Consider the following 22927-nt stretch of genomic DNA (forward strand, 5'->3'; position numbering starts at 1 on the left):
CGCAAGGCTCCGATTGGTCGGCGAGGGCGATTATTGCTCGTCACCGAACGGCGGGTATCCATCATTGTCCTCGATGTCCTGGTCGATCTTCTTGGCGGCTGTTGTGAGCGCCTCCTTGGGATCGCCGCCATTGAACACCTCGTCGACGGCTTGCATGAAGGCCGACGTGATTGTGGGATAGGCTGGATGCGGCGGACGTGCGACGGCGGTCTTCGATGCCTGTTCGAAGGCGATCGCCATCGGACCGCCATCGGCATAGAGCGGAGACTCGGAAGCGAAGCTCTTCAATCCGGGGTAGCCGGATTGGCTTGCGACATAGGCCCGGTATTCCTTGTCCTTCAGCAGGAAGCTGATGAACTTAGCCGCGATATCGGGATGTTTCGATGTCTTGGTGATCGCCCAGATCCAGGTGCCATTGGGGCTTACGCTCTTTGCGCCGAACTTCGGAAGCGGCAGGACGACGAGGTTGTCCTTCATGGCGGCTACCGCCTCCGCATAGACCCAATGTCCGCCGAGCGCCAGGGCCGCCGGATTGCCTTCGGCGTAGAACTGGTTGGTGCCGGCCGACTGTGGCACGACCCAGCCGTTCTTAACCCATTTCTGCATCATCGCGAGTGCATCGACGCAGGCGTCGCTGTCGAGCGTGCCCTCGGATTTCCAGACTTTGCGGTCGATCAGATCGCAGCCGGCCGATTGCAGGATGGGGCCGTAGGCATAGGTTATCCATTCGGTCTTGATGCCGTAGCCGCGGAAGGTGTCAATCGGCCATTTCACGCCATCGAGCTTCGAGAGCTTCTCGAGATAGGTTTCGAACTCCTCCCGCGTCCAGGCATCGTCGACGGATTTCGGGATGCGGGCGCCGATCGCTTCGAGATATTTCTTGTTGCCGTAAAGAACGACGGAAGAGTCCGTCAGGCCGATCGCATAGAGATCCTTGTCGATCGGATATGTGCCCTGCGCGATGTTGGACTCCGTCATGTCGTCGAGGACGTCCTTGTCGATCAGCGGCTTGATCGGCTGAAGATATCCCGACCAGACGTAATTGGCGAGGAACGGCGCATCGAGCTCCATGACGTCGGGCAGTTGCTTGGCCATGACGGCCGCGCTGAACTTCTCGTTATAGGCGTCGTGCGGCGCATAGATGAACTGGACGTCGACATCGGGATTGGCGGCTTCGAAGCGCTCGGCGACCTTGCCATAGGCGGCGACGAAGCCTGGATCGCCCTGATGCATGACCTGGATCGCGGTCTTTTCGGCTGCGTCAGCCCAAGTGGCGGCCAGTCCCGAAGACAGGACGAGAGACCAAAGTAAACGTTTACCCATTAGAATTCCTCCTCAATTGAATGGGCCTTCCTCAATTTACACGGATGCCCGTTCCACCAACTGGAACGGTAGTTTCTGCACCCCGACCGGAGGCCGGTCTTCGGCAAGCAGGATGTGCGCGGCCTGATGGCCCATGGCGCGGTGCGGCAGCGCCATGGTGGTGAGCGGCGGATCGAGACGCGAGGCGATCTCGACCTGGTTGTCGAAGCTTGCAACGGCAACGTCATCGGGAATGGTCGCGCCCGAGCGGCGCAGTGCGGCATAGACCTCCATCGCCACGCGGTCATTGCCGCACAGGATGGCATCGGGTGGCCGGGGACCTTTCATCAACTCATGCACATGCGTTGCCACGAGGCTAGGCGCCCGGTCGCTGTAAACAGCCTTGCCGACGGCCGGCAAGACCACCGCGCCGGCTCCGTTGATGCCGGCATGATCGAGCGCCTGGCGAAAACCGAGTTCGCGCAGTTCGCCAGCGAGAATGCCGGGCAGGTTGATGAAGGCGATATTGCGACGGCCTGCCTCGATCAGGTACTGCGTGATTTCGATCGCCGCGCCGGTTTCATCAGGCACCAGAGAGGTCACCAGATCATTGGCGTCCCGGCAGTTGATCATCACCCCGACGGTATCGGCAAATTCACGCGGCAGATCGACGCTTTTGTGATACATGGCGGCATAGGCAATCGCGCGCGGGCGAAAGCGCCGCATCTCGTCGAGGATCGATCCGACGCTGCGATGTCCGCCGAGCGTCATGGCGAAGACTGCCATGTCGGAAGCACGCACGGCGCCGTCGAGCCCCCTGATGATCTCCGTCGCGAAAGGCGAGGTGATCAGGTCATCGGCGACGAGGCCGACAAGCGGCATCCAGCCCTGCCGCATGCTGCGAGCGGCGAAGTTGGTGACGTAGCCGAGTTCCTCGGCGATCCCCTTGATCCGCTGGCGCGTTTCCTCCGACATGCGCGCCGAACCGCCATGCAGAGCGCCTGACACGGTCTTGACGGAAACGCCTGCGCGGGCGGCTATGTCGTTGAGTGAGGCAGTCACGGGTTCGCTTTGGGTTATCGATTACCCATATCAGTATCAATCCCTTTCCGATGAGTCAAGCGGTGACAGTCCCCTGCCCCGCTCAATCGATCTCCTCAGGGATGAAGCCACCGGTCTGGCGCCTCCAGAGCCGTGCAAACAGCCCATCGCGTTCGACCAGTTCTTCCGGCCGGCCTTCTTCCACAATCCGTCCGTGATCGAGCACGACGATGCGGTCCATTCTGGCGATCGTCGAGAGGCGGTGGGCGATGGCGATCACCGTCTTTCCCTCCATGACGAAGTTCAACCGCTCCTGGATGATGGCTTCGGATTCGCTGTCGAGGGCCGAGGTCGCCTCGTCGAGGACCAGGATCGGCGCGTCCTTCAGGAGCACGCGGGCGATTGCGACGCGCTGGCGCTGGCCGCCCGACAGTTTGATGCCGCGATCGCCGACGAAGGCATCGTAGCCCTTGCGGCCTTCGCTGTCGGCAAGATCGGCGATGAAGGCATCGGCGCTCGCCATCTTCGCCACCCGCTCGATCTCTTCCCGCGTCGCCTCCGGCCGGCCGTAACGGATATTGTCGCCGACCGAGCGATGCAGCAGCGCGACATCCTGGGCGATGACGCCGATCGCCCGGCGAAGGCTGGCCTGGGTGACCGCGCGGATATCCTGCGCATCGATCAGGATCGCGCCCTCGTTGATGTCGTAGAATCGCAGGAGCAGATTTGCCAGCGTCGTCTTGCCGGCGCCTGACAGACCGACGAGACCGACCTTCTCGCCTGGCCGGATCGTCAGCGACAGATTGTCGATGACGGGTTTGCCGGACTTGTAGGCGAAGCGGACGCTTTCGAAGCGGATTTCGCCTTGTTGCACCGTGAGATTGGTCGCATCCGGCCGGTCGATGATTGTGGGTGGCGTCGTCATGACAGGCATGGCGTCCTTGATCGTGCCGATCGCCTGGAAGATCTGCTGGCCCATCTGCAGGAAGACGAAGATCTGCGACGACAGCCGGTGGAGGATATAGATCGCCCCGACGAACTCGCCGACCGTGAGGAAGCCTTTGACGAGGCCGGAAAATCCGATCGCCAGCATGCTCAGCCACAGCAGCGTATTGAAAATGACGACGGTCACTTCCGACGAGCGGTAGATGCGCTGTTCGCTGTGCTGCGTCTGCACCGCCTTGCCGATGATGCGGCGGATGGCGCCCGCCTCGCTGTCTTCGGCCGCAAACTGCTTGATCATCTGCATGTTGGTATAGAGATCGGTGATGGCGCCGGCGACCAGGCTGCGCTGCTTGGCGGTGCGGCGCGAGCGCTCGACGAAGACGGGCACGATCTTGGCGGTGAAGGCGACGTTCAGCACGATCCAGACGACGACCGGCAGCGCAAGCTGCCAGGCAAGCGCGCTCAGCAGGATAACCGAGCCCACCAGCTGCATCAGGAAGCGCGGAATGGACTGGAAAGCGGCGAGGATCTGCTGCTGGACGGCAGACGAGACCTGCTGCAGCCGCGAGGAAACCTGGCCGGCATAGACATCGTGGAAGAAGGCGAGATCCTGCCGCTCCACCGCCTTGTGCCCCTGCCACTGGATGGCGGCCGGCATTGCTATGCCCAATGTGTGCGAGTTCAGCGTGTTGAGCATGAAGGACACGATCGGCATTACGGGAAAGATCAGGAGGCCGAGAACGGTCAGCAGCCGCCATTCACTCTGCAGGAAGGCGGCAGCACCTAGCTCAGTCACACCGTCAACGATGACCGAAAGCCCCCAGACGATCGTCAGGTTGATCACCTCGAACACCATGGAGCAAAGCGCCAGCGCAATCAGCACGCCACGAAACATGCCGATGAAATGCAGGAGCACCGTCCCCGGCCCTTTCGACGGCAGCGGCCGGTAGGGTATGTCCAGCGGCCGGATCAGGGTTTCGAAAGGACGATAGATCGCATCTGAAATCGACATGGGCCGCTCGGGTTCAAATATCGGAAGGAGAGCGCGGACTCAGGGCTTCGCAGGTACGATTGGACCATCTCGCGCCTGCAATCTCAACTAGAATGTTGCTGAATGTCTATAAACGGGAGGCTGTGGAAATGGATAAAGTGAGCGATGGAAGGATGGCAGATATACCTTCCCTCGGAATGAACCCCGCCGAAGCGGGGTTCATTGAGCAGGCAAGCCGCTCAGTTGTTATGCGCTGCGCAGGCTTCGTCCATCGGCGTGGCGTTGCTCGTGCCGCCCTGCGTCTGGAGATTGGCGGAGTTGTTTACCGGGTTCGGGCACTTGGTCTTGTCCATTTTCATCGTGCCGCTGGTCGTTGAGCCGGTCGTGGTGGTATCAGTGGCCATCGGCTTCTTGGCCTTCGTGTCGGTCGTGGCGCCGCCGCCCTGATCGGCCTGGTTCTTGTCGATCGTGGCGCCGGCCGGTGCCGGGTTGGACTGGGCGAAAGCCGACGTGGCCATGCCGAGAGCGAAAAGTGAAGCTGCTACGAGTTTCATATGCATTCTATTGTCCTCCTTGGGGATCTTTGCATGCTAGGCCTATTCACAACCTCGCCGGCAGATCATTGTTCCGCTTCCGTGGAAGACAAATGCATCCATAGGCCTGCGACCCGGATTGCAGGCAGCAAGCGGGAGGATGAGCGGCAGACCGCTCCACGGGTTGATTTCTTCGACCGGCAGAAGCAGCAGCGTCTGAATGCCTAATCTGGCGCCCCGCTGGGCGCGGACGGCTCAGATCCTTCGGTCGAACAGCACCAGCGACTGGGCGTCCTTCAAGCGGAACATCTGGGCGGGCCGGTTGCTCGCCCGGCGCATCTCGCCTTCGACCGGCTCCAGGAAATCGGCCTCCGCCATGCGCTTTCGAAAAGCCGATTTGTCCAGCTTGCGGCCGAGAAGGGTTTCGTAGACCGATTGCAGCTCGCTTAATGTGAAACGGACAGGCAGCAGATGGCCGGGCAGGCTCGAATATTCGACCTTGCTGCGGATGCGGCCGAGCGCCTCCTTGAGGAGGGACGCATGGTCGAAGGCAAGGGACAAGCCGACGCCGTCGCCTTCTATCGGCCGCCATTCGGCCTCCTCGGCCAGCGCATCCTGCCGTTCGGCGACGTCGTCGGCCGAAAGCAGCGCGATATAGACGATGCTGATGCTCCAGCCCCTCGGGTCTCGATCGCGGTTCCCCGTCGTTTGCAGCTGTTCGAGATAGGGTGTTTCGACACCGGTCTTTTCCTTCAGAACCCGCCGCGCTGCGCCCTCCAGATCCGCATCCTCGTCGATATGGATCCAGCCGCCAGGCAGGGCCCAGTCGCCGGTGAAGGGCGCGTTCGCGCGTCGCACCAGAAGCACGGAGAGGCCCGCCGGCGACAGCGAGAAGATGGCGAGATCGACGGTGGCGATTGGTTTGAAGGCGTCATTATCGTGTGTCGTCATGATGGGAACATAGCAGGTGTGAGCCTTAGTGTAAATCTTCAACTAAGTTAGTTGACATTTGTCACTAAGTCATGTTTCTCTTTTTCAACACGAGCGAGGGGCTCGCGCCAAGAACAGGAAAACGGATATGTTCGGACTGCGCTTCATCAAGACGGAACCCACGCAATACGTCATCCAATATCAGAACGGCAAGGCCGTCCGCGAGGGCGCCGGTCTTGCCTTCTGGCATTTCTCGCCTTCGAGCTCTCTCGTGCTCGTGCCGACGGCCAGCGTCAACGATCCTTTCATCTTTCCTCTGGTGACATCAGACTTCCAGGAAGTGACGGTGCAGGGGCAGATCACCTACCGCATCGCCGAGCCGCGCCGCACGGCGGCACTTTTGAATTTCACGCTCGACCGCAGGGGCCACTATGTCTCGGAGGATCCGCAGAAGCTTTCGACCCGCGTGATCGACCGCGTTCAGGTGGCGATGCGCGCCGAGGTGCAGACGCTGTCGCTGAAGGAGGTTCTTGCTTCGGGCGAGGCGCTCGTCGCCCGCGTGGCCGAGGCGCTCAAGGTGCATCCGACGATCGAAGCGCTCGGCTTGGAGATTCTCGGCCTGTCGCTGCTTGCCGTGATGCCGAAGGCCGAGACATCAAAGGCGCTGGAAGCACATGCCCGTGAAGCCCTGCTGCGGCAGGCCGACGAGGCCATCTATAGCAGGCGCAACGCGGCGATCGAGCAGGAGCGGATGATCAAGGAAAACGAGATCGCCACCGAGATTACCCTGGAGAACAAGAGGCGGCAGGTGCGCGAAGCCCAGATGGAGGCCGAACGCGCCGTGCAGGAACGGCAGCTGCAAATCCGCCGGGAAGAAATGGCCGGCAAGATCGCGCTCGAAGAGCAGAACCGCGAGCTGGTGACGCTGGCGGCGACCAATGCTCGGGCCGAGGCCGACGCGCAGGCCTATGCGCTGACGGCGATGATGAAATCCTTCGAAGAGGCCGATCCGAAAGTGCTGCAGGCACTCGCCTCGGTCGGTATGCAGCCGGGCCAGCTGATGGCGCTCGCCTTCCGCGACCTTGCCGACAATGCGACGAAGATCGGCCAGCTGAACGTCTCGCCCGATCTTCTCAGGGAGATCTTGCAGCCGCAGGAGGGCAAGGACCGTGCCGGTCTCTGACGAGCGCAAGATCATCCTTGTCGTCAGGCCGACCCGGCTCGACGAACTCATCGCCCGGTTCAACACGGTGCAGCAAGCGCAGTTCTATGTCGAACATCTCGGCGCCGACTTCAGCGACTACCTCGCGGAGAAGAAGCGATACGAAACGGCTATATCAGAGGTGGAAGCAAGCCTGCGCGCCGTCGCCCGCGTCCAGCGCCTCGACCGCCGCTACCTCGCGAGCTTCGTCTTCGCTCCCGACGATGTTGTCGTGGTGCTCGGCCAGGATGGCCTGGTCGCCAATACGCTGAAATATCTCGACGGGCAGCCGGTGCTCGGGGTCAACCCCGATCCCAGGCGCTGGGACGGCCTGCTGCTGCCTTTCAACCCGAAGAGCCTTCCGAGAGTGATCGGCGAGGCGCTGAAGAACAAACGGCCGATCAAACACGTCAGCATGGCCAAGGCGACGCTCAACACCGGCGCCGTCATCCACGCCGTCAACGACCTCTTCATCGGGCCGCAAAGCCACGTCTCGGCGCGCTATATCCTTCACGCAGAGGAGCGCGAGGAACGCCAGTCCTCCAGCGGCATCATCGTCTCGACAGGCATGGGCTCGACCGGCTGGCTGAAGAGCCTCTACTCCGGCTGGCTCGGAGCCGCAAGCGCGCTCGGCCTCGAACCCGCCAACCGGACGATCGACATGTCCTTCGCCTGGGATGCGGATTACCTGCGTTACTTCGTACGCGAACCCTTCCCCAGCCGCACCACGGGCACCACCATCGTCGCCGGCATCGTCTCTCAGGACCAGCCGCTCACCATCGTCTCCGAAATGCCGGAACACGGCGTCATCTTCAGCGACGGCATCGAGGCGGATTTTCTGGAGTTCAACGCCGGCACGCGGGCGGAGGTGACGCTGGCTGAGCGGCAGGGGATGCTGGTGGTGTGAGAAAGCTGAGGTTCGGATGGTTATGGTAGGGTAATGACACCGGTGTCCTGGAGCGAACCGAGATCGCCGGCTGTTACCTTTAAGATATAATCGTAAATCTCTGCTGCGCTTGCTTCCGCCGTCTTCGAAGTGACATCCAAATTCAGCGTAAACGGGTGTTGGGGGTGGAGGACCTGGGCTCGTCTGCTTTTCTCCCTGGCAGCCTGCACGTCAACGGACTTTAACCGCTCGCGACGCGCCGGTGTGGTCACGCGACGCGCCAACTCTTCCTCGTCGCAGAGCAATCTCACGGGCACCAGCACCGCCCCGCGTTGTTGGGCCGCGCCAGCAATCTGCTGAAAGGTGCGATTGCTACGTTCATCACCTTCTATGCCGGCATGCGTGAAAATGAAATTCGCCGAAGCAGGGCCATAAGCGACAATCGCTTCTAGGACGGCTTGCCGGACTCTTGCGGTATATGCCCATACTCCATTCGGGAGAGGCGTCAATCCGTCGTCGTCGAGCAGACGCAGTATCGGGTTGTTGAACCAATGATTGTCAATGACCTTTGCAGTCAGGAGCGGGCTTAGTTCTCTCGCGATCGTCAGCTTTCCGACGCCGGGAAAGCCCAAGAGAAGAATAAATAGTTTCATGGGCTGTCTTCCTTATTCACAGCTGACTTCTCGAACCTCTCAGTCACTGCAATCGACGATTAAGAGCCGGTGACCGATTTGGTCGGGCTCATAAGATCATAAATCGTAGCGCGGCTTCGAAAAGCCGTCGCTCCTTTGGTCGTCTCAAAGGCTCATCACATGCCTACCATGTTGGTAACCGCCATCGTCTCCCGGGGATCAGCCGCTCGCCATCGTTTTCCGAGATGCCTGAACGCGGCATCATCTTCAGAGATGGCATCGAAGCGAATTTTCCCAAATTTAATGCCGGGACACCAGGGTGGTGACGCCGGCTAAGCGGCTGGAGTTTGCAACGGTATAGGGGGCTAGTGCCATGATTTATTTGGTTTTGATCCAGAAATGGAAGTAACATTGAGGTTTAGTTCCTTTACTTTCTGCTGTCTTCTCACGACATGTAGTTGCTGTCACTTTTTGAGCGGAGACGAGGAGCTTTCGCAGGGATGAAGCTGAGCGGTGGCTGCTGATCAAAAATGCGTCGGGATATCGACTGTTGCCCCGGAGAGGAGCGGGCGCGGCACGTTGATTGATGCAAGGAGCGGCGCTGCGGCGTGTCCTTCGAGGCTACGGTCCTTCGGCCTGCGCGCCTCAGCAACCGTGTTGTTGCGGTTCGCTCCATGGGGTTCGTCTTTTGATGATAGTGTTGATCATGACGATGAATTTCCGCATGGCGGCGACGAGCGCGACCTTGGGTGGTTTGCCGGCAGCGCGCAGTCGTTTGTGGAAGGCCTTGATGGCCGGACTGCAGCGAATGGCCGAGAGCGTTGCCATGTAGAGGGCGCAGCGGACGGTGGCGCGGCCGCCGGCGATGTGGCGCTGGCCACGCCAGGTGCCGCTGTCGTGGGCGACCGGGGCGACGCCCAAGAGAGCCTCACCCTGAGGTGCCCGTAAGGGCCTCGAAGGTCGGCGCGGGTGCGCAGGTGTCAAATGACAAGGAGCGGTGTTGCCGCACGCTCCGCACGGGCTGCCGAAGAGGAGCCGCCCTCATGGCGTACGGCCATCAAGGCCGCTAGCCGCTGCCCTGCTCCTTGTCCGCAGCCGCTGCCGAAACCAGGCCGCGTTGCGCGCGCTTCACCCCATCGGGAAGCTGAAACCAATCGTGCCTGGACTCCTCGTAGACGGAAACCAGGGGCGGTGGAAATGCCGGGTCGGCGAACGCGCCAACGGCGACGATGTAGAGGTCGGGATTGAAATCGCCTTCCCAGTATAGGGACGTGCCGCAGTTCGGGCAGAAATGGAATCGCACCTTGCGCCCCTGCGCGGCGTCCCGCTCGAAGATCCTGCGATCCCCCTCGATCATCACTTCCGCCTTCGCGAAGATCGCGCCGCTGCCGGCCACAGCGCCGGTTCTGCGCTGGCAATCGCGGCAGTGGCAGATGCTCACCATGAGCGGATCGCCTGATGTCTTTGCGCGGAGTGATCCGCAATGGCATTGCGCAAGCTTGTTCATCCGTCACCTCGGTTGCTTTTTGCTGATCTTGTTCGTGGTCGGTTAGAGCGCTGCGTCCCATGAGAAGTGTAGGAGGTTACCGCGCCGGCGCTCAAGAGCACTTCAAGGGGCGTGGGTGCGAGTCGCGTCGAAAGGAGCGGCGTTGCTGCGAGTGCTTCGAGGCTCCGCCCTGCCGGCTGCGCACCTCAGCATGAGGGTTGGCGGAGGATGCCGTGGCTGACGTCCGTTGGTGAGTGCCGCGGTCGACGAGAGGCGTTGGAGGTGTCGGCGCCACGAGGGCGTGACCCTGCGGTGCCCCATGTGGGCTTCGAACGGCGTGGGGGTGTGATATCGATCTGACAGAAGCCCGGCGCGGGAGAGTGCGCCGGGCTTCGATAGTGACCGACAGCATGGGAGGAGGAGTGCTGTCTATCGGGCCAAAGCAGCTAGGAGGGCAGCGCTTCGGCTCGTCACGAGGTAGTGCCGCAATGCGGCGAATTCAAGCCGATGTCTACCAGCGATATCGCGCAGATGATCTCCTGCGTCGTTGTCCGCGGACAACCGGGGGCGGCGACCTATGATCAGCCGCGAACGATGGCCGCCTAGTTGTCGCCACATGAGGCCAGTTGGCGTCGTGGCTGCCGTTGCCGCCGGTTTGCTCTTTTGCAGCGGCGGGTCAACGGCTTTCTGTCCGCGCAGGTTCTGTAAGATCTTCTTTCGGCATGATCGGCAGGCATCTCCTGGATCGGTTGTCCGCGGACAACGGATGTGGTGATGCTTCATCTTGCCGGCATTTGCTGCTGCTGCCGGGAAGGCTCCTAGGTGGCTTTCCGCTTCTATGTTAATGTTCGGCATGGCTTCATGTGAGGGGGTAGATGGACAGGAAGCTCGCGGCTATCTTAGCGGCCGACGTCGTCGGGTACTCGGCGCTGATGGAGCGGGACGAGACGGGCACGTTCGAGCGTCTCACCGCGATGCGCAAAGCGCTGATCGAACCAGAAATCACCAAGCGACGCGGCTGCATCTTCAAGCTCATGGGCGACGGCTTGCTCGCCGAGTTCGGCAGCGCCGTGGATGCTGTGGAATGCGCGGTGTCGGTGCAGCGCGCGCTGAACGAGCGCAATGCGAAGGTGCCGCAAAACGAGCGGCTGGAGCTGAGGATTGGGCTCAATCTCGGTGAAGTCATAGTCGACGGCGATGACCGCTATGGAGAAGGCGTCAATGTGTCGGCGCGTCTGCAGCAACTCGCTGATCCCGGTGGCATCTGCATCTCCGGCAAAGTCGTGCGGGAGGTCGAGAAGACACTTGCCTTCGGATTTGAATCGATGGGGGAGCAGCAGGTCAAGAATATCACCGAGCCGATCACGGTGCATCGCCTCGTGCAGGAAGGGACTTCACCGGAGACGCGATTGGCGAGGCCACCTGTCCTGCCGAATAGGCCGTCGATAGCCGTGTTGGCCTTTGAGAACATGAGCGGCGATCCAGAACAGGAGTATTTTGCGGATGGACTGGTCGAGGATGTCATCACCAATCTTTCCAAAATTCCGAGCCTGTTCGTCATCGCGCGAAACTCCACCTTCGCATACAAACATAAGGCCATCGACGTCAGGCAGATCGCCAGAGAACTTGGTGTCCGCTATGTGCTGGAAGGCAGTATCCGGCGCTCAGCGAACCGGTTGCGCATCACTGCGCAACTGATCGAAGGGCGGGACGCAACCCATATCTGGGCCGACAGGTTTGAGGGCGCAGCGGAGGACATTTTCGATCTGCAGGATCAGTTGACCGAGCGGATCGTTGGTACACTTGAGCCGACGATCCGGCGGGCGGAGATCGAGCGCGCGCGCCGCAAACGGCCAGGCAGCCTGGATGCCTATGATTTTTTTCTCCGCGCGTTGCCGCACAGTTATGCCAACACGCCGGCGGAGTCCGATGAAGCCCTGCGGTTGCTGAGAGAGGCCTTGCGTCTTGATCCCGACTACGCCTGCGCACATGGCTATGCCGCCTGGGGATACGAGCAGCGTTTCCTGCGCGGCGGCTTCCATCCCGAGGATAGAGCCGCTGCCCTTAGACACGCGCACGCGGCACTCGCGACCGGCCGGGACGATCCGCAGGCGCTTTGCCTCGGAGCTTTCGTCCATGCCACGATAACCCACGGTTACGAGCGCTCGATCAACGCGCTTGACAGGGCACTGATGCTGGACGGCAATTCGTCGCTCGCTTACGGATTAAGCGCGATGGTCCACATGTTCAACGAAACTTACGACCACTCACGCGACCATGCATTCAAGGCGCTTCGGCTAAGCCCACTCGATCCAATGAACTACCATTCCTATCTCGCATTGGCTTGGGTCAGCCTGTTTACCTCGCAGTTCGAGGACGCGGTAAAGTATTCAGCTCTCGGCATCCAGGTGAACCCCGGTTTTAGCATCCTTCATGCCAGCCTAGTGGCAAGTTATGCCAATCTCGATCGGCTGGAGGCCGCTCGAGCCGCTGCCGGGCGCCTCCTGCAGGTCGCGCCTGGCTGGACGATAGGCGAGTTTGTCCGGATGGACGTGGTGCGGCCTCAGCTAATGAATGGGCTGGCGTTGGCGTTGCGCAAGGCCGGCCTGCCGGAATAGAATTGCCTTCTATCCGGTGGTTTGCGGGCGCGAATTTGCTCTTCTGGCGCTGCAAGGATGCCATGCCCGCGAAAGCGCATGAACATGGCTTTACCGAAGTAACGAAAGCAACGGTCGATTTGGCTTCCGTACGAGAAATTATACACGTAGAATCATCGACTTAAGATTTTCTAAGCCGAGGCAGTTCCTGCCTTGCGGCGCTTCGAGCGGCAGCGGGCGCCCTCCACTCACTCGAAATCTCCGGAGGAAAGCAACGGCTTGCATCCTTTAGCCGCACCCGGCGTTATCCACGAAGCAATTCGGAGGATAGGGTAATGGCTGATGCGCTCCACCTCAAGAGATATCCCCTCGCCACTGCGATAGTCGCCGCCGCCGTCGGGGCGATCGTGTTTATGCAGGCAAGGCAGCGCAGCTCGCTGGCGCCGCCGGCGGCAGTCGCCTGGTCTGGTGACGATCACGGGCGCAGCGCGGCGACACCCGAGGCCATTCCGATGAGCGGCCTTCGCGATGTGTTCTGGCGCGTTTTCCATGAGGTCCTCGACGACCGGGTCACCCTCATTGCGGCGGGCGTGACCTTCTATCTGCTCCTGGCACTGTTTCCGGCCTTGGCAGCCTTGGTCTCGCTTTATGGCATGGTGGCGGATCCCATCACCATCTCCGAACATCTTCGCGAGCTCGCCGTGCTTCTGCCGCCCGGGGCCTTCGATCTTCTTGCCGATCAGATCAAGGCCCTGGTCGAAAACCGCGAGAGCACGCTCGGCATTACCTTTTTCGTCGGTCTTGGCATTGCACTGTGGAGCACGCATAGCGGCACGCTGGCGATCTTCGACGCAATGAACGTCGCCTATGAGGAGAGGGAGAAGCGCAGCCTGGTGCGGCTCAATCTGATCGGGCTCTGCTTTACCCTCTGCGCGATGGTTTTTGCGGTCGTCATGGTGGCGCTCGTGGGCGTCATGCCTGTCGTGCTCTCCTATCTCTGGCTCGACCAGTTCCAGGAGCAGATGGCGCTTCTCTTGAGATGGCCGCTGCTTCTCTTCGTCGCCGCGGTGGCCGTGACCTTGGTCTACCGTTTCGGCCCGAGCCGCGAGCCTGCCAGGATCCGGTGGATGACATGGGGCGCGGGGCTGACTGCGCTCGCCTGGGCCGCCATGTCGCTTGGCTTCTCCTTCTATCTCGAGCATTTCGCCAATTACAACGCGACCTATGGCACCCTTGGCGCGTTGATCGGCTTTCTCATCTGGATTTGGCTTTCCGTAGTCATTCTCATTGTCGGCGCGGAGCTCAATGCCGAGCTGGAGCATCAGACGGCGCGGGACACGACGACAGGCCATCCGCTGCCAATGGGTGCGCGCGGCGCCTATGTCGCCGATACTCTGGGCGAGATCGCGAGCTGAGCGTCTCGGCACGAGGCCGAAAGGGTGAGCGGTTTTCGGACGACATCATCGCCACTCTTAATCGAGCAGTCTCGATGACTGCTCCCCGATTTGATGTATCCTGTCCTTCGGCAGGTTCGACAGAGGAGACGATCATGACCGCCCCGCATCCTTCCAAAACCCATATCGGCAATCATGCCCTGCATCCCGAAACGCAGATGCTGAACTATGGCTACGATCCCGAACTTTCGGAAGGGGCGGTCAAGCCGCCGGTGTTTCTGACCTCCACCTTCGTCTTCAATTCCGCCGAGGATGGCCGCGATTTCTTCGATTATGTCTCCGGCCGTCGCGAGCCGCCGGCCGGCAAGGGCGCCGGCCTCGTCTATTCGCGCTTCAATCATCCGAACAGCGAGATCGTGGAGGACAGGCTCGCCGTTTACGAGCGGACGGAAAGCGGTGCGCTCTTCTCTTCCGGCATGGCGGCGATCGCCACTACTCTATTCGCCTTCGTCCGGCCGGGGGATGCGATCCTGCATTCGCAGCCGCTCTATGGCGGCACGGAAACCTTACTGGCGAAGACCTTCCTCAATTTCGGCGTCGCCGCGGTCGGCTTTGCCGATGGCGTCAGCGAGGCATCGGTGCAGAAGGCGGCGGATGAGGCGGTCGGCAAGGGTCGCGTGTCCGTGATCCTGATCGAGACGCCCGCCAACCCGACCAACAGCCTGGTGGACGTCGCGCTGATCCGGCGCGTGGCCGATGCAATCGGCGCAAGGCAGGGGCATGTACCGGTCGTCGTCTGCGACAATACCCTGCTCGGGCCGGTCTTCCAGCGGCCGATCGAGCATGGCGCCGATATCTCGCTCTATTCGCTGACCAAATATGTCGGCGGCCATTCGGATCTGATCGCCGGCGCCGTCCTCGGACGCAAGGCTGTCATCAAGCAGGTCAAGGCGCTGCGTGGCGCGATCGGCACGCAGCTCGATCCGCATTCCTGCTGGATGCTCGGCCGGTCGCTCGAAACGCTGCAGCTACGCATGGAGCGGGCGAACAGCAATGCGCGAGCGGTGGCCGATTTCCTGCGGGATCATCCGAAGGTCGAGACGGTTCATTATCTCCCCTACCACGATCCGGATTCGCCGTCGGGCCGCACCTTCGCCGCGCAATGCACCGGTGCCGGCTCGACCTTCTCCTTCGATATCCGCGGCGGCCAGCCGGCCTCCTTCAAATTCCTGAACGCGCTGCAGGTCTTTAAGCTCGCCGTCAGCCTCGGTGGCACGGAGTCGCTGGCGAGCCACCCCGCCGCCATGACGCATTCCGGCGTGCCGGCCGATGTCAGGGAGCGCATTGGCGTCTTGGAATCGACAATCCGGCTGTCGATCGGCATCGAGCATCCGGATGATCTGATCGCCGATCTGGAGCTGGCGCTGCAGGCTGTTTGAACGCGGCGGACGGGATCGATGCCCGGCGGCGCCGGGCATCGAGGTTGAGGTTACTTGTCGTCTGTCGTCAGATCCGTCTCGTCGGTATTGAGCACGAACACCGCAAGCAGGCGCGCCGGTTTTGTCTTGCTGGCATTCTTGCTGACGGCGTGATGATCGCCGGGAAATTCGGGAAAGCTCTCGCCGGCCTTGTAGGTCTTCTCCGGCCCGTCATTCACCTTGCTAGTGATCGCCCCTTCGAGAACGGTGGCGTAGATGAAGGCCGACTTCGGGTGCGTATGGCCGGGCGACTGGCCGCCCGGTTCATATTCCACCAGCACGGCCTTCATGCTCTTGCCGGGAACATTGGGCAGCTTCTGGTCAAAGACGAGGGTCACCTTGGCTTTGCCGCCAGCGGCGTCAGCCTGAGTGCCGGCGGCAAGGACAAGCGCAAAGGCCGCCGCCGAGACTATTTTCCTAAGCATGTCTGGTCTCCTCCGATGATGGGAATGGGTCGACAGGCGACGCTTCGCCGTCACGCGCTTTTTTTTCTGGGGGCTGCTGGCGCAGCCAGTCGTCGAAGCGAATCTTGCCGAGCCGCGCATTAGCGCCGGCGACGAGCGAAGTGTCATCGAGCTCGACGCCGAAATAGCGGGCGTGCGGATCGGCCGTCACTTGGCGCGGATCGTGCGTCGCCTTGAAGAGCCGTGTCACGATATCGGTCAGGCGGATCTTTTCCGGGCCACCGATTTCGATCGTGCCGTTCACGGGTGCTGCGAGCGCCACTTCGGCCATGACGTCGGCGACATCGTCCGAGGCGATCGGCTGCAGATAGGCCGGCGACAGGTGCACGGTCTGGCCGACCGTGTTCGCCTGGGCGATGCCGGCCATAAATTCATGGAACTGGGTGGAGTGCACGATGGTATAGGGAATGCCGGAGCTCTTGATCAGCTCTTCCTGCGCCATCTTGGCCCGCATGTAACCGCTGCCCTGCAGCCGCTCCATGCCGACGATCGACAGCGCGATGTGATGTCTCACGCCGGCCGCAGCCCCGGCCTTGAGCAGGTTGCGGCCCGAGGTCTGGAAGAATTCCAGCACGGCCTGGTCTTCGAAGGAAGGCGAGTTGGCGAGGTCGAGTACCACCTGCGCCCCGGCAAGCGCTTCGGCGACGCCTTTGCCGGTGATCGTGTCGACGCCCGAATTCGGCGAGGCCGCCAAAACGTCGTGTCCCTTCTTGCGCAACCTTTCCACCGTCTTCGAGCCGATGAGGCCGGTCCCGCCGATAACGATGATCTTCATGGTAATCTCCCTTGTTTACGAGGAATATCCTCTGTTGATCTGCATTGCTGAATGAAGGCGAGCAGGAACTGCTCGGAGTCCCGAAACCGCGCACTTCACGAGGCCAGGCGGCTTCATTGGCCGGAACTGATCGCCAGCAGAATGCGCCGGATCGCGGGTCCGAACCATTCTCTCTCGGTCGCTGTCGACCTATGCCAAGGCAGTAGGGCGGCTAGTCCTGTGATCGAATTGTCTTGCGGAAATGGAGGGCGGTGCGCTGGTGTCGCCCCTCATCCGGCTGCCGCCACCTTCTTGGATGCGCAAAATGTAGGATACTGCCTGCCGGGCGGGTGGCCGCCCGCCCGGCAGCTGGTTGTCGGATCGTCACCTTCTTAGCCGTTTGGGGCTGTGGGGAGCAGGATCGCAACCGGCTCTTCATCTGGCCCGTGTGGTTGCAGGAACCTTGGGGTTCGTATCCAAGACAGGGACGACGAAGATGACCGATAATAGCATGATTTGTGCCGGAATCGATGTCGGCAAAAGCCATCTCGACATTGCCCTCCATCCCGGTAAGGCAAGGCTGAGGGTCACGTACGACACCGCTGGCCTGAAGGCGCTTGACGCCTTTCTTCGAGAGCATGACGTCAGCCGCATCGGCTTCGAAGCCTCCGGCGGCTATGAATGGCGGCTGCTGGCGCATCTGCGGGCCGGCAAGCGGCCGGCGGCGCGTCTGCAGCCGGCGCAATTGCGCTTCTTTGCCAAGAGCCGGCTCAAGCGGGCCAAGAACGATCGGCTCGATGCCGTGCTGATTGCGTTGTTCACGGCAAGTCTCGAGCAGTTCCATGCTCTCTCGAAAGACGATGGACGCCACGATACCAGCAAAAATTAAACATGATTGCTCCCCGCGCGCGGGGAGCAGGGACATGCCGCAACGTCTCGGTTCCTCACCGACCTCTCGTACGGCACGTCCCCACTCCCCGTTTTTACGGGGAGAGTGTTTGGGTGAGGGGTAGCTTCCGGGTCCGAACCGGGCAGACTTGCCTTTCTATCAGGAAAGCCTGACTGCCTCGAACAGCGCCGTCAGTCCTATGCCGCCGCCGATGCCGATCATGGCGAGACCGGTGGCGGCGGGCCTCCGACCATCCCCGCGGATGAGCTGGCTGTAGAGCCGGGTCACGAGGATCGCGCCGGAGGCGCCGAAGGGATGGCCGAGCGCCAGCGCGCCGCCCTCCTTGTTGACCGCGTCGGCTGATATATCCAGCTGATCGAGCGACGCCAGAACCTGCGCCGCGAAAGCCTCGTTGAATTCGATGGCGTCGATCGCGGAAAGCGACAGGTGAGGCTGGCGCTGCAGAAGCTTGTCAGTCGAGGCGACCGGACCGATGCCGAGCAGGTTGGGGTCGACGCCGGCGGCGGCGCTGTCGATGAAGGCGAGGCCTTTTTCGATGCCGAGGCTCTTCGCCATGCCGCGGCTCATTGCGAGCACCAAGCAGGCGCCGTCGTTCACAGGGCAAGCATTGCCTGCCGTCACCGAGCCATCCGCCAGGAAAACGGGTTTCAGCTTTGCGAGCGCCTCGAGCGAGGTCGTCGGGCGCGGACATTCGTCTCGCGTTACGGGGCCGCTGGCGGTGGCGATCTCGACGATCTCCGGCCGGAAGCGGCCTGCTTCGGCCGCTGCGACGGCGAGCCGGTGGCTGCGTAGGGCGAACTCATCCTGCCTCTGGCGCGAGATGTCAAATTTGCGCGCAACATTTTCGGCGGCGCCACCCATCTCGGGATCGCCGATCGCCTCAGGTGAAAACCGCGCCCGCCCGTAAAAGCGCGGCACGGCGCCATTCGTCTTCGGTCGTTCCACGCGCCACGGCGCAGTGCTGACGCTTTCGACGCCGCCGGCAAGGAAACACGAACCGGCCTTCGCCTGGATCAGCCGAGCGGCCATGATGATCGCTTCGAGGCCGGAACCGCATTGCCGGTCGATCGCAACACCGGGAACGGCCATGGGCAGGCCGGCATGCAGGGCGGCCAGCCGGCCGATATTGCCGCCGCCGCCTGCGGCATTGCCGACCAGCACGTCGTCGATGGCATCGGGCGCAACGCCTGTTTCTGCGACGATCCGGCGGATGATGGGGGTAAGCAGGTCTTCGGCTGCAACCGTCGACAGCGAGCCGAAGGCCCGGCCGATCGGCGTGCGGTAGGCGGCGACCACGACCGGCTGCCAATCCTCGTCAGGCTGATAGGCGTAGGACAAGACCGTCTCCCGAAATCACCGATGCCTCTACCTGCCCGCGCGCGATCTTGCCGCTGCTCGTCATCGGCCAGGCGCCGATATGGTAGAACTGCCTGGGGATCTTGAACCTTGCAAGCCTGCCGGCGCAATGCTCGGCAAGCATTTTCGCATCCATCGCCTCCCCCGAGACGACGGCAACGATGCTTTGGCCGTAATAGGGATCCGGCCGCCCGAAGACGACGGCATCTTCGACGCCGCGGCAGGTTTTGAGCGCGCTCTCGACTTCGGCGGGATAGACGTTGTTGCCGCCCGATATCATCATGCCGCCCGCCCGGCCGATCACCCGCAGCATGCCGTTTGCATCGATCTCGCCGAGATCGCCGACAGTCGCGCCCGCCGGGGTGACCCGGAACGCCTGGCCGTCGTCGCCCCAGAGATAGCCGTCGGCAATCAGGTCGCTGTTGACGAAGATGGTGCCCGGCACATCGGTGCCGACATCGTTTTCCTCCGGGTCGCGAATGGAGATTTCGACGCCGGGATAGGCTCGCCCGACTCGGTCGATCGGAAAATCGGTCGCGGCGCCAACGAGCGTCGAAACGGTCATGAAACCGATCTCGGAGGCGCCGCAATATTCTCGGATGCGCGCCTTCGGAAAAAGTCGGCGCATGGATTGGACTTCGTTGAGGTTCAGCTTGGCGCCGGCGGTCAGCACGTCGCGTAAGGATTGAATCGGCTCGCTCCATGCCCGGGCGATGCCCGCTATATGGGTGGGCACGGCAACCAGCCGCTCTATCTTTTCTGAGGAGAGAATGCGCGCGACCGCGCCGGCATCCCATTTCCCGATCGAATGGAAGGTTGCTCCGGCATCGAGCGCTTCGACGAGTGCGTAAAGCGCGAGCCCATGCGCCAGCGCTCCCGGGCACAGGGTCGAGGGCGCGTCCTGGAGTTCGAACACGAGACGCCCCCGATCGAGGCTTCGGCGCCACTGTTCGCGCGAGCGGTAATAGGCTTTCGGTTCGGCTGTCGTGCCCGAGGTGAAGCCGATCAGGAAGATCCGCTCGGCATCGACGGGCATGTCGTCTCCCGTCGCGGCGAGGTCAAAGGGCTCCGCGCCGGCGACGATCACGGGAACACCGAGCCGGCGGCCGATCTCGGCGCTTGCGCTGGCAGCATCATCGACGACAAGCACGTCCGGCGCCAGGCGCTCGACGATGCGCTCGATCGTTGCTTCCGGCATCATCGGATCGATGACAGCGCAGGCATTCGGCAGCGCGGTGGCAGCAATGAAATACTCGGCAAAACCGATGTGATTGCCGAGGCTGACCGCTACAAGCTTCTCGACGCCGGGAAGATCGAATGAACGGCCGTTCGAGCGCGGAAGCGCCTGGATGAACCGGTAGATCGCGCCGGCACGGCTATAGAGTTCGCCATAGCTCAGGGAGCCACCGTCGATCACGACTGCCGGCTTGTCCGGTCTCTCTGTGGCGTGTCGAAGAAGCTCCGCGTGGATCGGCATGGGTCAGCCCTGCGACAAGGCGGCTCTCGTCGCCTCGGGGATCGGCGTCGGGCGGCTGTCGGAAAGGCCGACGCAGACCCAGACGAGGCCGGCCGAGGCGCTATGGGCGCCGTCGCGCTGGCGATAGAGCTCGATCGTAAAGGAGAGGCTTGACCGCCCGATCTTCTCGACCTTGACCTTCGCCTCGACGATATCGTCGACGTCAATCGGGTTGTGAAAGGTGATCTCCGCCTTCTTCACGTGATAGGCAACACCTGAGGTGGTGTGGCGGAAGTGGCTGAGGATCTCCCGGTGGCGCAGGAACTCCACGACCGCATCCTCGCAATAATCGAGGTAAACCGAATTGTGGACATGGCCATAAATGTCGATGTCTCGCATCGAGACCCGGAACGATGCTAAAGGCCTGTCGTCAACGCTCATTCGATCACCGAAATTTCGAAGGCGTGTTCTAACCGACTGTGTGGGGGATGCAAATGCAATATCAGGCGGTCGTGCGAAAATTCGGGCCGGCCGAGGAGGTCGTCGGCATCGAACGCGCCGATCTGGCGCCGCTTTCGCGAGACCAGGTTCGCGTTCGCCTGCTGGCGCGCTCGATTAATCCCTCCGATATCATCACCATCTCTGGCGCCTATGCCGGCCGCACGACCCTGCCCTTCATCCCAGGCTTCGAAGCCTTCGGGGTGGTCGAAGAATGCGGCGAAGAGGTTCATGGGCTTGCGCCGGGGGCACGCGTGCTGCCGGTGCGCAGCGCCGGCGGATGGCAGGAGTTCAAGGATACCGATCCGAACTGGTGCCTTCGCGTGCCCGACGCGCTTTCGGATTTCGAGGCCGCGACCAGCTATGTCAACCCGATGACCGCCTGGCTAATGCTGCATAAGAAGATCGGGCTGAGACCCGGCATGCGTATCGCCATCAATGCCGCCGCCTCTTCGATCGGGTCGATCCTGATCGGCATGGCAAACGCCGTTGGCGTCGAGCCGATCGCGATCGTCCGCAGCGAAGAATCCCTCGCGCGCCTGCGGGGCCGGCTGGAGGCTGTCATCGTCGATAGAGCGGATGGCGATCTCGCCACCGGCCTCGCCGGCAGGTCCGGGCTCGACGCCGTGCTCGACTGTGTCGGTGGCACACGCGCTTCGATCCTCGCCAATGTGCTGAAGCCCGGCGGGCACTTCCTGCATTATGGCCTGCTGTCGGGAGAGAGCATCCCGCCATCCTTCTGGGCCTCCCATTCCGACATCGCCTTCTCCTATTGCCACCTCAGGGAATGGGTCCATTCCGAGGCGATGGGCGACGTCCAGCGCGCCTATGCAGAGGTGGCGGCGATGATCGCCTGCAAGGTGATCGCGACTGAGGTGCGGGAGGTCTATCCTCTGGAAATGATCGGCGAGGCGCTGCGCGCCGCCCTGCCCTTCCGCACGGGGGGAAAGGTGTTGCTGGCGTGATGGGGGCGCCTTATAGAAGCGGCAGCGACGCACGCCTTGAGCGCAAGCGAAAGGCAAATCACGAATACCAATTCTCGATCAGGTGGCAAGCATTGAGCTGTTGGTGGCTTAAATTCTAACCTGTCTCATTCCGCTCCCGCGCCCTCAGGATTTCCGAATGGTTCCGGTCCGCCCAGCCGATCAGCACTTTCATCGGGATCAGGAATGAGCGCCCCATCTCCGTCAGTTCATATTCCACCCGCGGCGGAACCTCAGGATAGACCGTGCGGCTGATGAAGCCGTCCCGTTTCAGATGCCGCAATGTCTTGGAGAGCATCTGTTTCGAAACGTCGCCGATCTCGCGCTGCAGCTCGTTGAAGCGTTTCTTTTCTTGTTCAAGCGCTTCGAGGGTGAGCAGGCTCCATTGATCACCGATGCGATCGAGCACACCTCTGATCGGGCAGCCGGCTCCAGGCTGTTGTTTCGGCTCGTTCCATTCCCCAGGCATGCCCTCTCCTCGGTCACCGCAGGCTGACCTTGCCACCAAAACCTGCCTTCTTGCCGGGCAAGGTGAGGTTTCATAGACCAGCTCTCATAGTCTGTCTTTTAGACTAGATCGCTGATCCATACCAAGGAGCTTGATGCATGAAATTTCAATCGCTTTTCGCGCTCGCCATTCTGGCAGGCATCGCCGCGCCTTCGGGCGCTTCTGCTGAATCGGCCGCTCGCGACTTGAAGGTCGAGGAAGCCAACCGGAAGCTGGTGGTGGGATTTTACGACAAATTCTTCAACAAGCACGATCTAACGGCCGCCTCGGTCGTTGCGGAGGATTACCGGCAGCACAATCCGCAGGTTCCCGACGGCAAGCAGCCGCTGATTTCCTTCTTCACCGGCTTCTTCAAGGACAATGCCCAATCGAAGGCGGAGATCGTCCGCAGTGCCGCCGATGGCGATCTCGTCTGGCTGCATGTGCACGCGACGAACGGCGCCGACGATCGCGGCCAGGCCATCGTCGATATCTTCCGCGTCAAGGACGGCAAGATCGTCGAGCATTGGGACGTGATTCAGGCCGTTCCGAAAGAGGCGGCCAACAAGAACACGATGTTTTGAAGTCGATGGGGCCGGCTCC

20 protein-coding genes and 2 pseudogenes are annotated in these 22927 nt (G+C 61.8%); 8 read left to right on the forward strand and 14 right to left on the reverse strand.

What is annotated here, in order from left to right:
* Window positions 1-30: 30 nt before the first annotated feature.
* The 5 genes from FHT70_RS22520 to FHT70_RS22540 all read right to left on the reverse strand — a co-directional run bounded on the left by FHT70_RS22520 (window position 31) and on the right by FHT70_RS22540 (window position 5763).
* Window positions 31-1323, reverse strand: coding sequence for a sugar ABC transporter substrate-binding protein (locus FHT70_RS22520; RefSeq protein ID WP_183704973.1), 1293 nt, complete (start codon window positions 1321-1323; stop codon window positions 31-33).
* Window positions 1324-1359: 36 nt separating this feature from the next.
* Window positions 1360-2364: a LacI family DNA-binding transcriptional regulator gene (locus FHT70_RS22525; protein ID WP_183704975.1), complete on the reverse strand. Its 1005-nt coding sequence runs from the start codon at window positions 2362-2364 to the stop codon at window positions 1360-1362.
* 82 nt (window positions 2365-2446) lie between these two features.
* A complete protein-coding gene (locus FHT70_RS22530; protein WP_183704977.1) occupies window positions 2447-4300 on the reverse strand; it encodes an ABC transporter ATP-binding protein in 1854 nt (617 codons plus the stop codon).
* 218 nt (window positions 4301-4518) lie between these two features.
* Window positions 4519-4839 carry a hypothetical protein gene (locus FHT70_RS22535; protein ID WP_183704978.1) on the reverse strand — a complete coding sequence of 107 codons (321 nt, stop codon included), beginning with the start codon at window positions 4837-4839 and terminating at the stop codon, window positions 4519-4521.
* Between the two features lie 228 nt (window positions 4840-5067).
* Complete coding sequence (locus tag FHT70_RS22540) at window positions 5068-5763, reverse strand: NUDIX domain-containing protein (protein WP_183704979.1); 696 nt, start codon at window positions 5761-5763, stop codon at window positions 5068-5070.
* 127 nt (window positions 5764-5890) lie between these two features.
* Here FHT70_RS22540 and FHT70_RS22545 point away from each other — a divergent pair, with 127 nt between their 5' ends.
* Both FHT70_RS22545 and FHT70_RS22550 read left to right on the forward strand, forming a co-directional pair.
* Window positions 5891-6925, forward strand: coding sequence for an SPFH domain-containing protein (locus tag FHT70_RS22545; protein WP_183704980.1), 1035 nt, complete (start codon window positions 5891-5893; stop codon window positions 6923-6925).
* On the forward strand, window positions 6912-7850 hold the full coding sequence (locus tag FHT70_RS22550; protein ID WP_183704981.1) for a sugar kinase: 939 nt from the start codon (window positions 6912-6914) through the stop codon (window positions 7848-7850). Before FHT70_RS22545 ends, FHT70_RS22550 begins: the two co-directional genes overlap by 14 nt.
* A gap of 20 nt (window positions 7851-7870) precedes the next feature.
* Here FHT70_RS22550 and FHT70_RS22555 read toward each other — a convergent pair whose 3' ends face one another.
* The 3 genes and pseudogenes from FHT70_RS22555 to FHT70_RS22565 all read right to left on the reverse strand — a co-directional run bounded on the left by FHT70_RS22555 (window position 7871) and on the right by FHT70_RS22565 (window position 9968).
* Entirely contained in the window at window positions 7871-8482 is a 612-nt protein-coding gene (locus tag FHT70_RS22555; RefSeq protein ID WP_183704982.1) for an AAA family ATPase, read from the reverse strand.
* Window positions 8483-9106: 624 nt separating this feature from the next.
* A pseudogene (locus FHT70_RS22560) lies at window positions 9107-9388 on the reverse strand (transposase); the annotation flags it as partial.
* 139 nt (window positions 9389-9527) lie between these two features.
* Window positions 9528-9968, reverse strand: a complete 441-nt coding sequence (locus tag FHT70_RS22565; RefSeq protein ID WP_183704983.1) for a GFA family protein — start codon at window positions 9966-9968, stop codon at window positions 9528-9530.
* Window positions 9969-10822: 854 nt separating this feature from the next.
* Here FHT70_RS22565 and FHT70_RS22570 point away from each other — a divergent pair.
* The 3 genes from FHT70_RS22570 to FHT70_RS22580 all read left to right on the forward strand — a co-directional run bounded on the left by FHT70_RS22570 (window position 10823) and on the right by FHT70_RS22580 (window position 15377).
* Window positions 10823-12565 carry an adenylate/guanylate cyclase domain-containing protein gene (locus tag FHT70_RS22570; RefSeq protein ID WP_183704985.1) on the forward strand — a complete coding sequence of 581 codons (1743 nt, stop codon included), beginning with the start codon at window positions 10823-10825 and terminating at the stop codon, window positions 12563-12565.
* Window positions 12566-12879: 314 nt separating this feature from the next.
* Window positions 12880-13959, forward strand: a complete 1080-nt coding sequence (locus FHT70_RS22575; protein ID WP_183704987.1) for a YihY/virulence factor BrkB family protein — start codon at window positions 12880-12882, stop codon at window positions 13957-13959.
* A 134-nt stretch (window positions 13960-14093) separates the two neighbouring features.
* The gene (locus FHT70_RS22580; protein WP_183704989.1) at window positions 14094-15377 is read left to right on the forward strand and encodes a cystathionine gamma-synthase family protein; all 1284 of its coding nucleotides are present in this window, start codon (window positions 14094-14096) and stop codon (window positions 15375-15377) included.
* Window positions 15378-15427: 50 nt separating this feature from the next.
* Here the strand turns inward: FHT70_RS22580 and FHT70_RS22585 are convergent, their stop codons facing one another.
* Both FHT70_RS22585 and FHT70_RS22590 read right to left on the reverse strand, forming a co-directional pair.
* Window positions 15428-15841 (reverse strand): cupin domain-containing protein, encoded by a 414-nt coding sequence (locus tag FHT70_RS22585; RefSeq protein ID WP_183704991.1) that lies wholly within the window; start codon window positions 15839-15841, stop codon window positions 15428-15430.
* Window positions 15842-15896: 55 nt separating this feature from the next.
* Window positions 15897-16655: pseudogene (locus tag FHT70_RS22590) on the reverse strand (SDR family oxidoreductase); the annotation flags it as partial.
* Between the two features lie 475 nt (window positions 16656-17130).
* On the opposite strand from FHT70_RS22590, the gene FHT70_RS22595 reads away from it, so the two are divergent.
* Window positions 17131-17523 (forward strand): transposase, encoded by a 393-nt coding sequence (locus tag FHT70_RS22595; RefSeq protein WP_245421386.1) that lies wholly within the window; start codon window positions 17131-17133, stop codon window positions 17521-17523.
* A gap of 159 nt (window positions 17524-17682) precedes the next feature.
* Here FHT70_RS22595 and FHT70_RS22600 read toward each other — a convergent pair whose 3' ends face one another.
* From FHT70_RS22600 to FHT70_RS22610, 3 genes are read right to left on the reverse strand one after another with little or no spacing between them, the layout of a single operon-like run.
* The gene (locus FHT70_RS22600; RefSeq protein ID WP_183704992.1) at window positions 17683-18882 is read right to left on the reverse strand and encodes a thiolase family protein; all 1200 of its coding nucleotides are present in this window, start codon (window positions 18880-18882) and stop codon (window positions 17683-17685) included.
* Window positions 18860-20377, reverse strand: a complete 1518-nt coding sequence (locus tag FHT70_RS22605) for an AMP-binding protein (protein ID WP_183704993.1) — start codon at window positions 20375-20377, stop codon at window positions 18860-18862. Before FHT70_RS22605 ends, FHT70_RS22600 begins: the two co-directional genes overlap by 23 nt.
* A gap of 3 nt (window positions 20378-20380) precedes the next feature.
* Window positions 20381-20797: a thioesterase family protein gene (locus tag FHT70_RS22610; protein ID WP_183704994.1), complete on the reverse strand. Its 417-nt coding sequence runs from the start codon at window positions 20795-20797 to the stop codon at window positions 20381-20383.
* Between the two features lie 53 nt (window positions 20798-20850).
* Between FHT70_RS22610 and FHT70_RS22615 the strand changes: the two genes are divergently transcribed.
* Window positions 20851-21819: a zinc-dependent alcohol dehydrogenase family protein gene (locus tag FHT70_RS22615; RefSeq protein ID WP_183704995.1), complete on the forward strand. Its 969-nt coding sequence runs from the start codon at window positions 20851-20853 to the stop codon at window positions 21817-21819.
* Window positions 21820-21934: 115 nt separating this feature from the next.
* Here the strand turns inward: FHT70_RS22615 and FHT70_RS22620 are convergent, their stop codons facing one another.
* Window positions 21935-22306, reverse strand: a complete 372-nt coding sequence (locus tag FHT70_RS22620) for a helix-turn-helix domain-containing protein (protein WP_183704996.1) — start codon at window positions 22304-22306, stop codon at window positions 21935-21937.
* A 137-nt stretch (window positions 22307-22443) separates the two neighbouring features.
* Between FHT70_RS22620 and FHT70_RS22625 the strand changes: the two genes are divergently transcribed.
* A complete protein-coding gene (locus FHT70_RS22625) occupies window positions 22444-22908 on the forward strand; it encodes a nuclear transport factor 2 family protein (protein ID WP_183704997.1) in 465 nt (154 codons plus the stop codon).
* The last annotated feature ends 19 nt before the right edge of the window (window positions 22909-22927 follow it).

The organism is Rhizobium sp. BK049 (assembly GCF_014193135.1).
In the GTDB taxonomy this organism is placed as follows: domain Bacteria; phylum Pseudomonadota; class Alphaproteobacteria; order Rhizobiales; family Rhizobiaceae; genus Rhizobium.

Coding starts and splice junctions, on each gene's coding strand:
- FHT70_RS22520 (WP_183704973.1), bottom strand. CDS start 1,323: ATGGGTAAACGTTTACTTTGGTCTCTCGTCCTGTCTTCGGGACTGGCC.
- FHT70_RS22530 (WP_183704977.1), bottom strand. CDS start 4,300: ATGTCGATTTCAGATGCGATCTATCGTCCTTTCGAAACCCTGATCCGG.
- FHT70_RS22535 (WP_183704978.1), bottom strand. CDS start 4,839: ATGCATATGAAACTCGTAGCAGCTTCACTTTTCGCTCTCGGCATGGCC.
- FHT70_RS22540 (WP_183704979.1), bottom strand. CDS start 5,763: ATGACGACACACGATAATGACGCCTTCAAACCAATCGCCACCGTCGAT.
- FHT70_RS22545 (WP_183704980.1), top strand. CDS start 5,891: ATGTTCGGACTGCGCTTCATCAAGACGGAACCCACGCAATACGTCATC.
- FHT70_RS22555 (WP_183704982.1), bottom strand. CDS start 8,482: ATGAAACTATTTATTCTTCTCTTGGGCTTTCCCGGCGTCGGAAAGCTG.
- FHT70_RS22565 (WP_183704983.1), bottom strand. CDS start 9,968: ATGAACAAGCTTGCGCAATGCCATTGCGGATCACTCCGCGCAAAGACA.
- FHT70_RS22570 (WP_183704985.1), top strand. CDS start 10,823: ATGGACAGGAAGCTCGCGGCTATCTTAGCGGCCGACGTCGTCGGGTAC.
- FHT70_RS22575 (WP_183704987.1), top strand. CDS start 12,880: ATGGCTGATGCGCTCCACCTCAAGAGATATCCCCTCGCCACTGCGATA.
- FHT70_RS22580 (WP_183704989.1), top strand. CDS start 14,094: ATGACCGCCCCGCATCCTTCCAAAACCCATATCGGCAATCATGCCCTG.
- FHT70_RS22585 (WP_183704991.1), bottom strand. CDS start 15,841: ATGCTTAGGAAAATAGTCTCGGCGGCGGCCTTTGCGCTTGTCCTTGCC.
- FHT70_RS22595 (WP_245421386.1), top strand. CDS start 17,131: ATGACCGATAATAGCATGATTTGTGCCGGAATCGATGTCGGCAAAAGC.
- FHT70_RS22605 (WP_183704993.1), bottom strand. CDS start 20,377: ATGCCGATCCACGCGGAGCTTCTTCGACACGCCACAGAGAGACCGGAC.
- FHT70_RS22610 (WP_183704994.1), bottom strand. CDS start 20,797: ATGAGCGTTGACGACAGGCCTTTAGCATCGTTCCGGGTCTCGATGCGA.
- FHT70_RS22615 (WP_183704995.1), top strand. CDS start 20,851: ATGCAATATCAGGCGGTCGTGCGAAAATTCGGGCCGGCCGAGGAGGTC.
- FHT70_RS22620 (WP_183704996.1), bottom strand. CDS start 22,306: ATGCCTGGGGAATGGAACGAGCCGAAACAACAGCCTGGAGCCGGCTGC.
- FHT70_RS22625 (WP_183704997.1), top strand. CDS start 22,444: ATGAAATTTCAATCGCTTTTCGCGCTCGCCATTCTGGCAGGCATCGCC.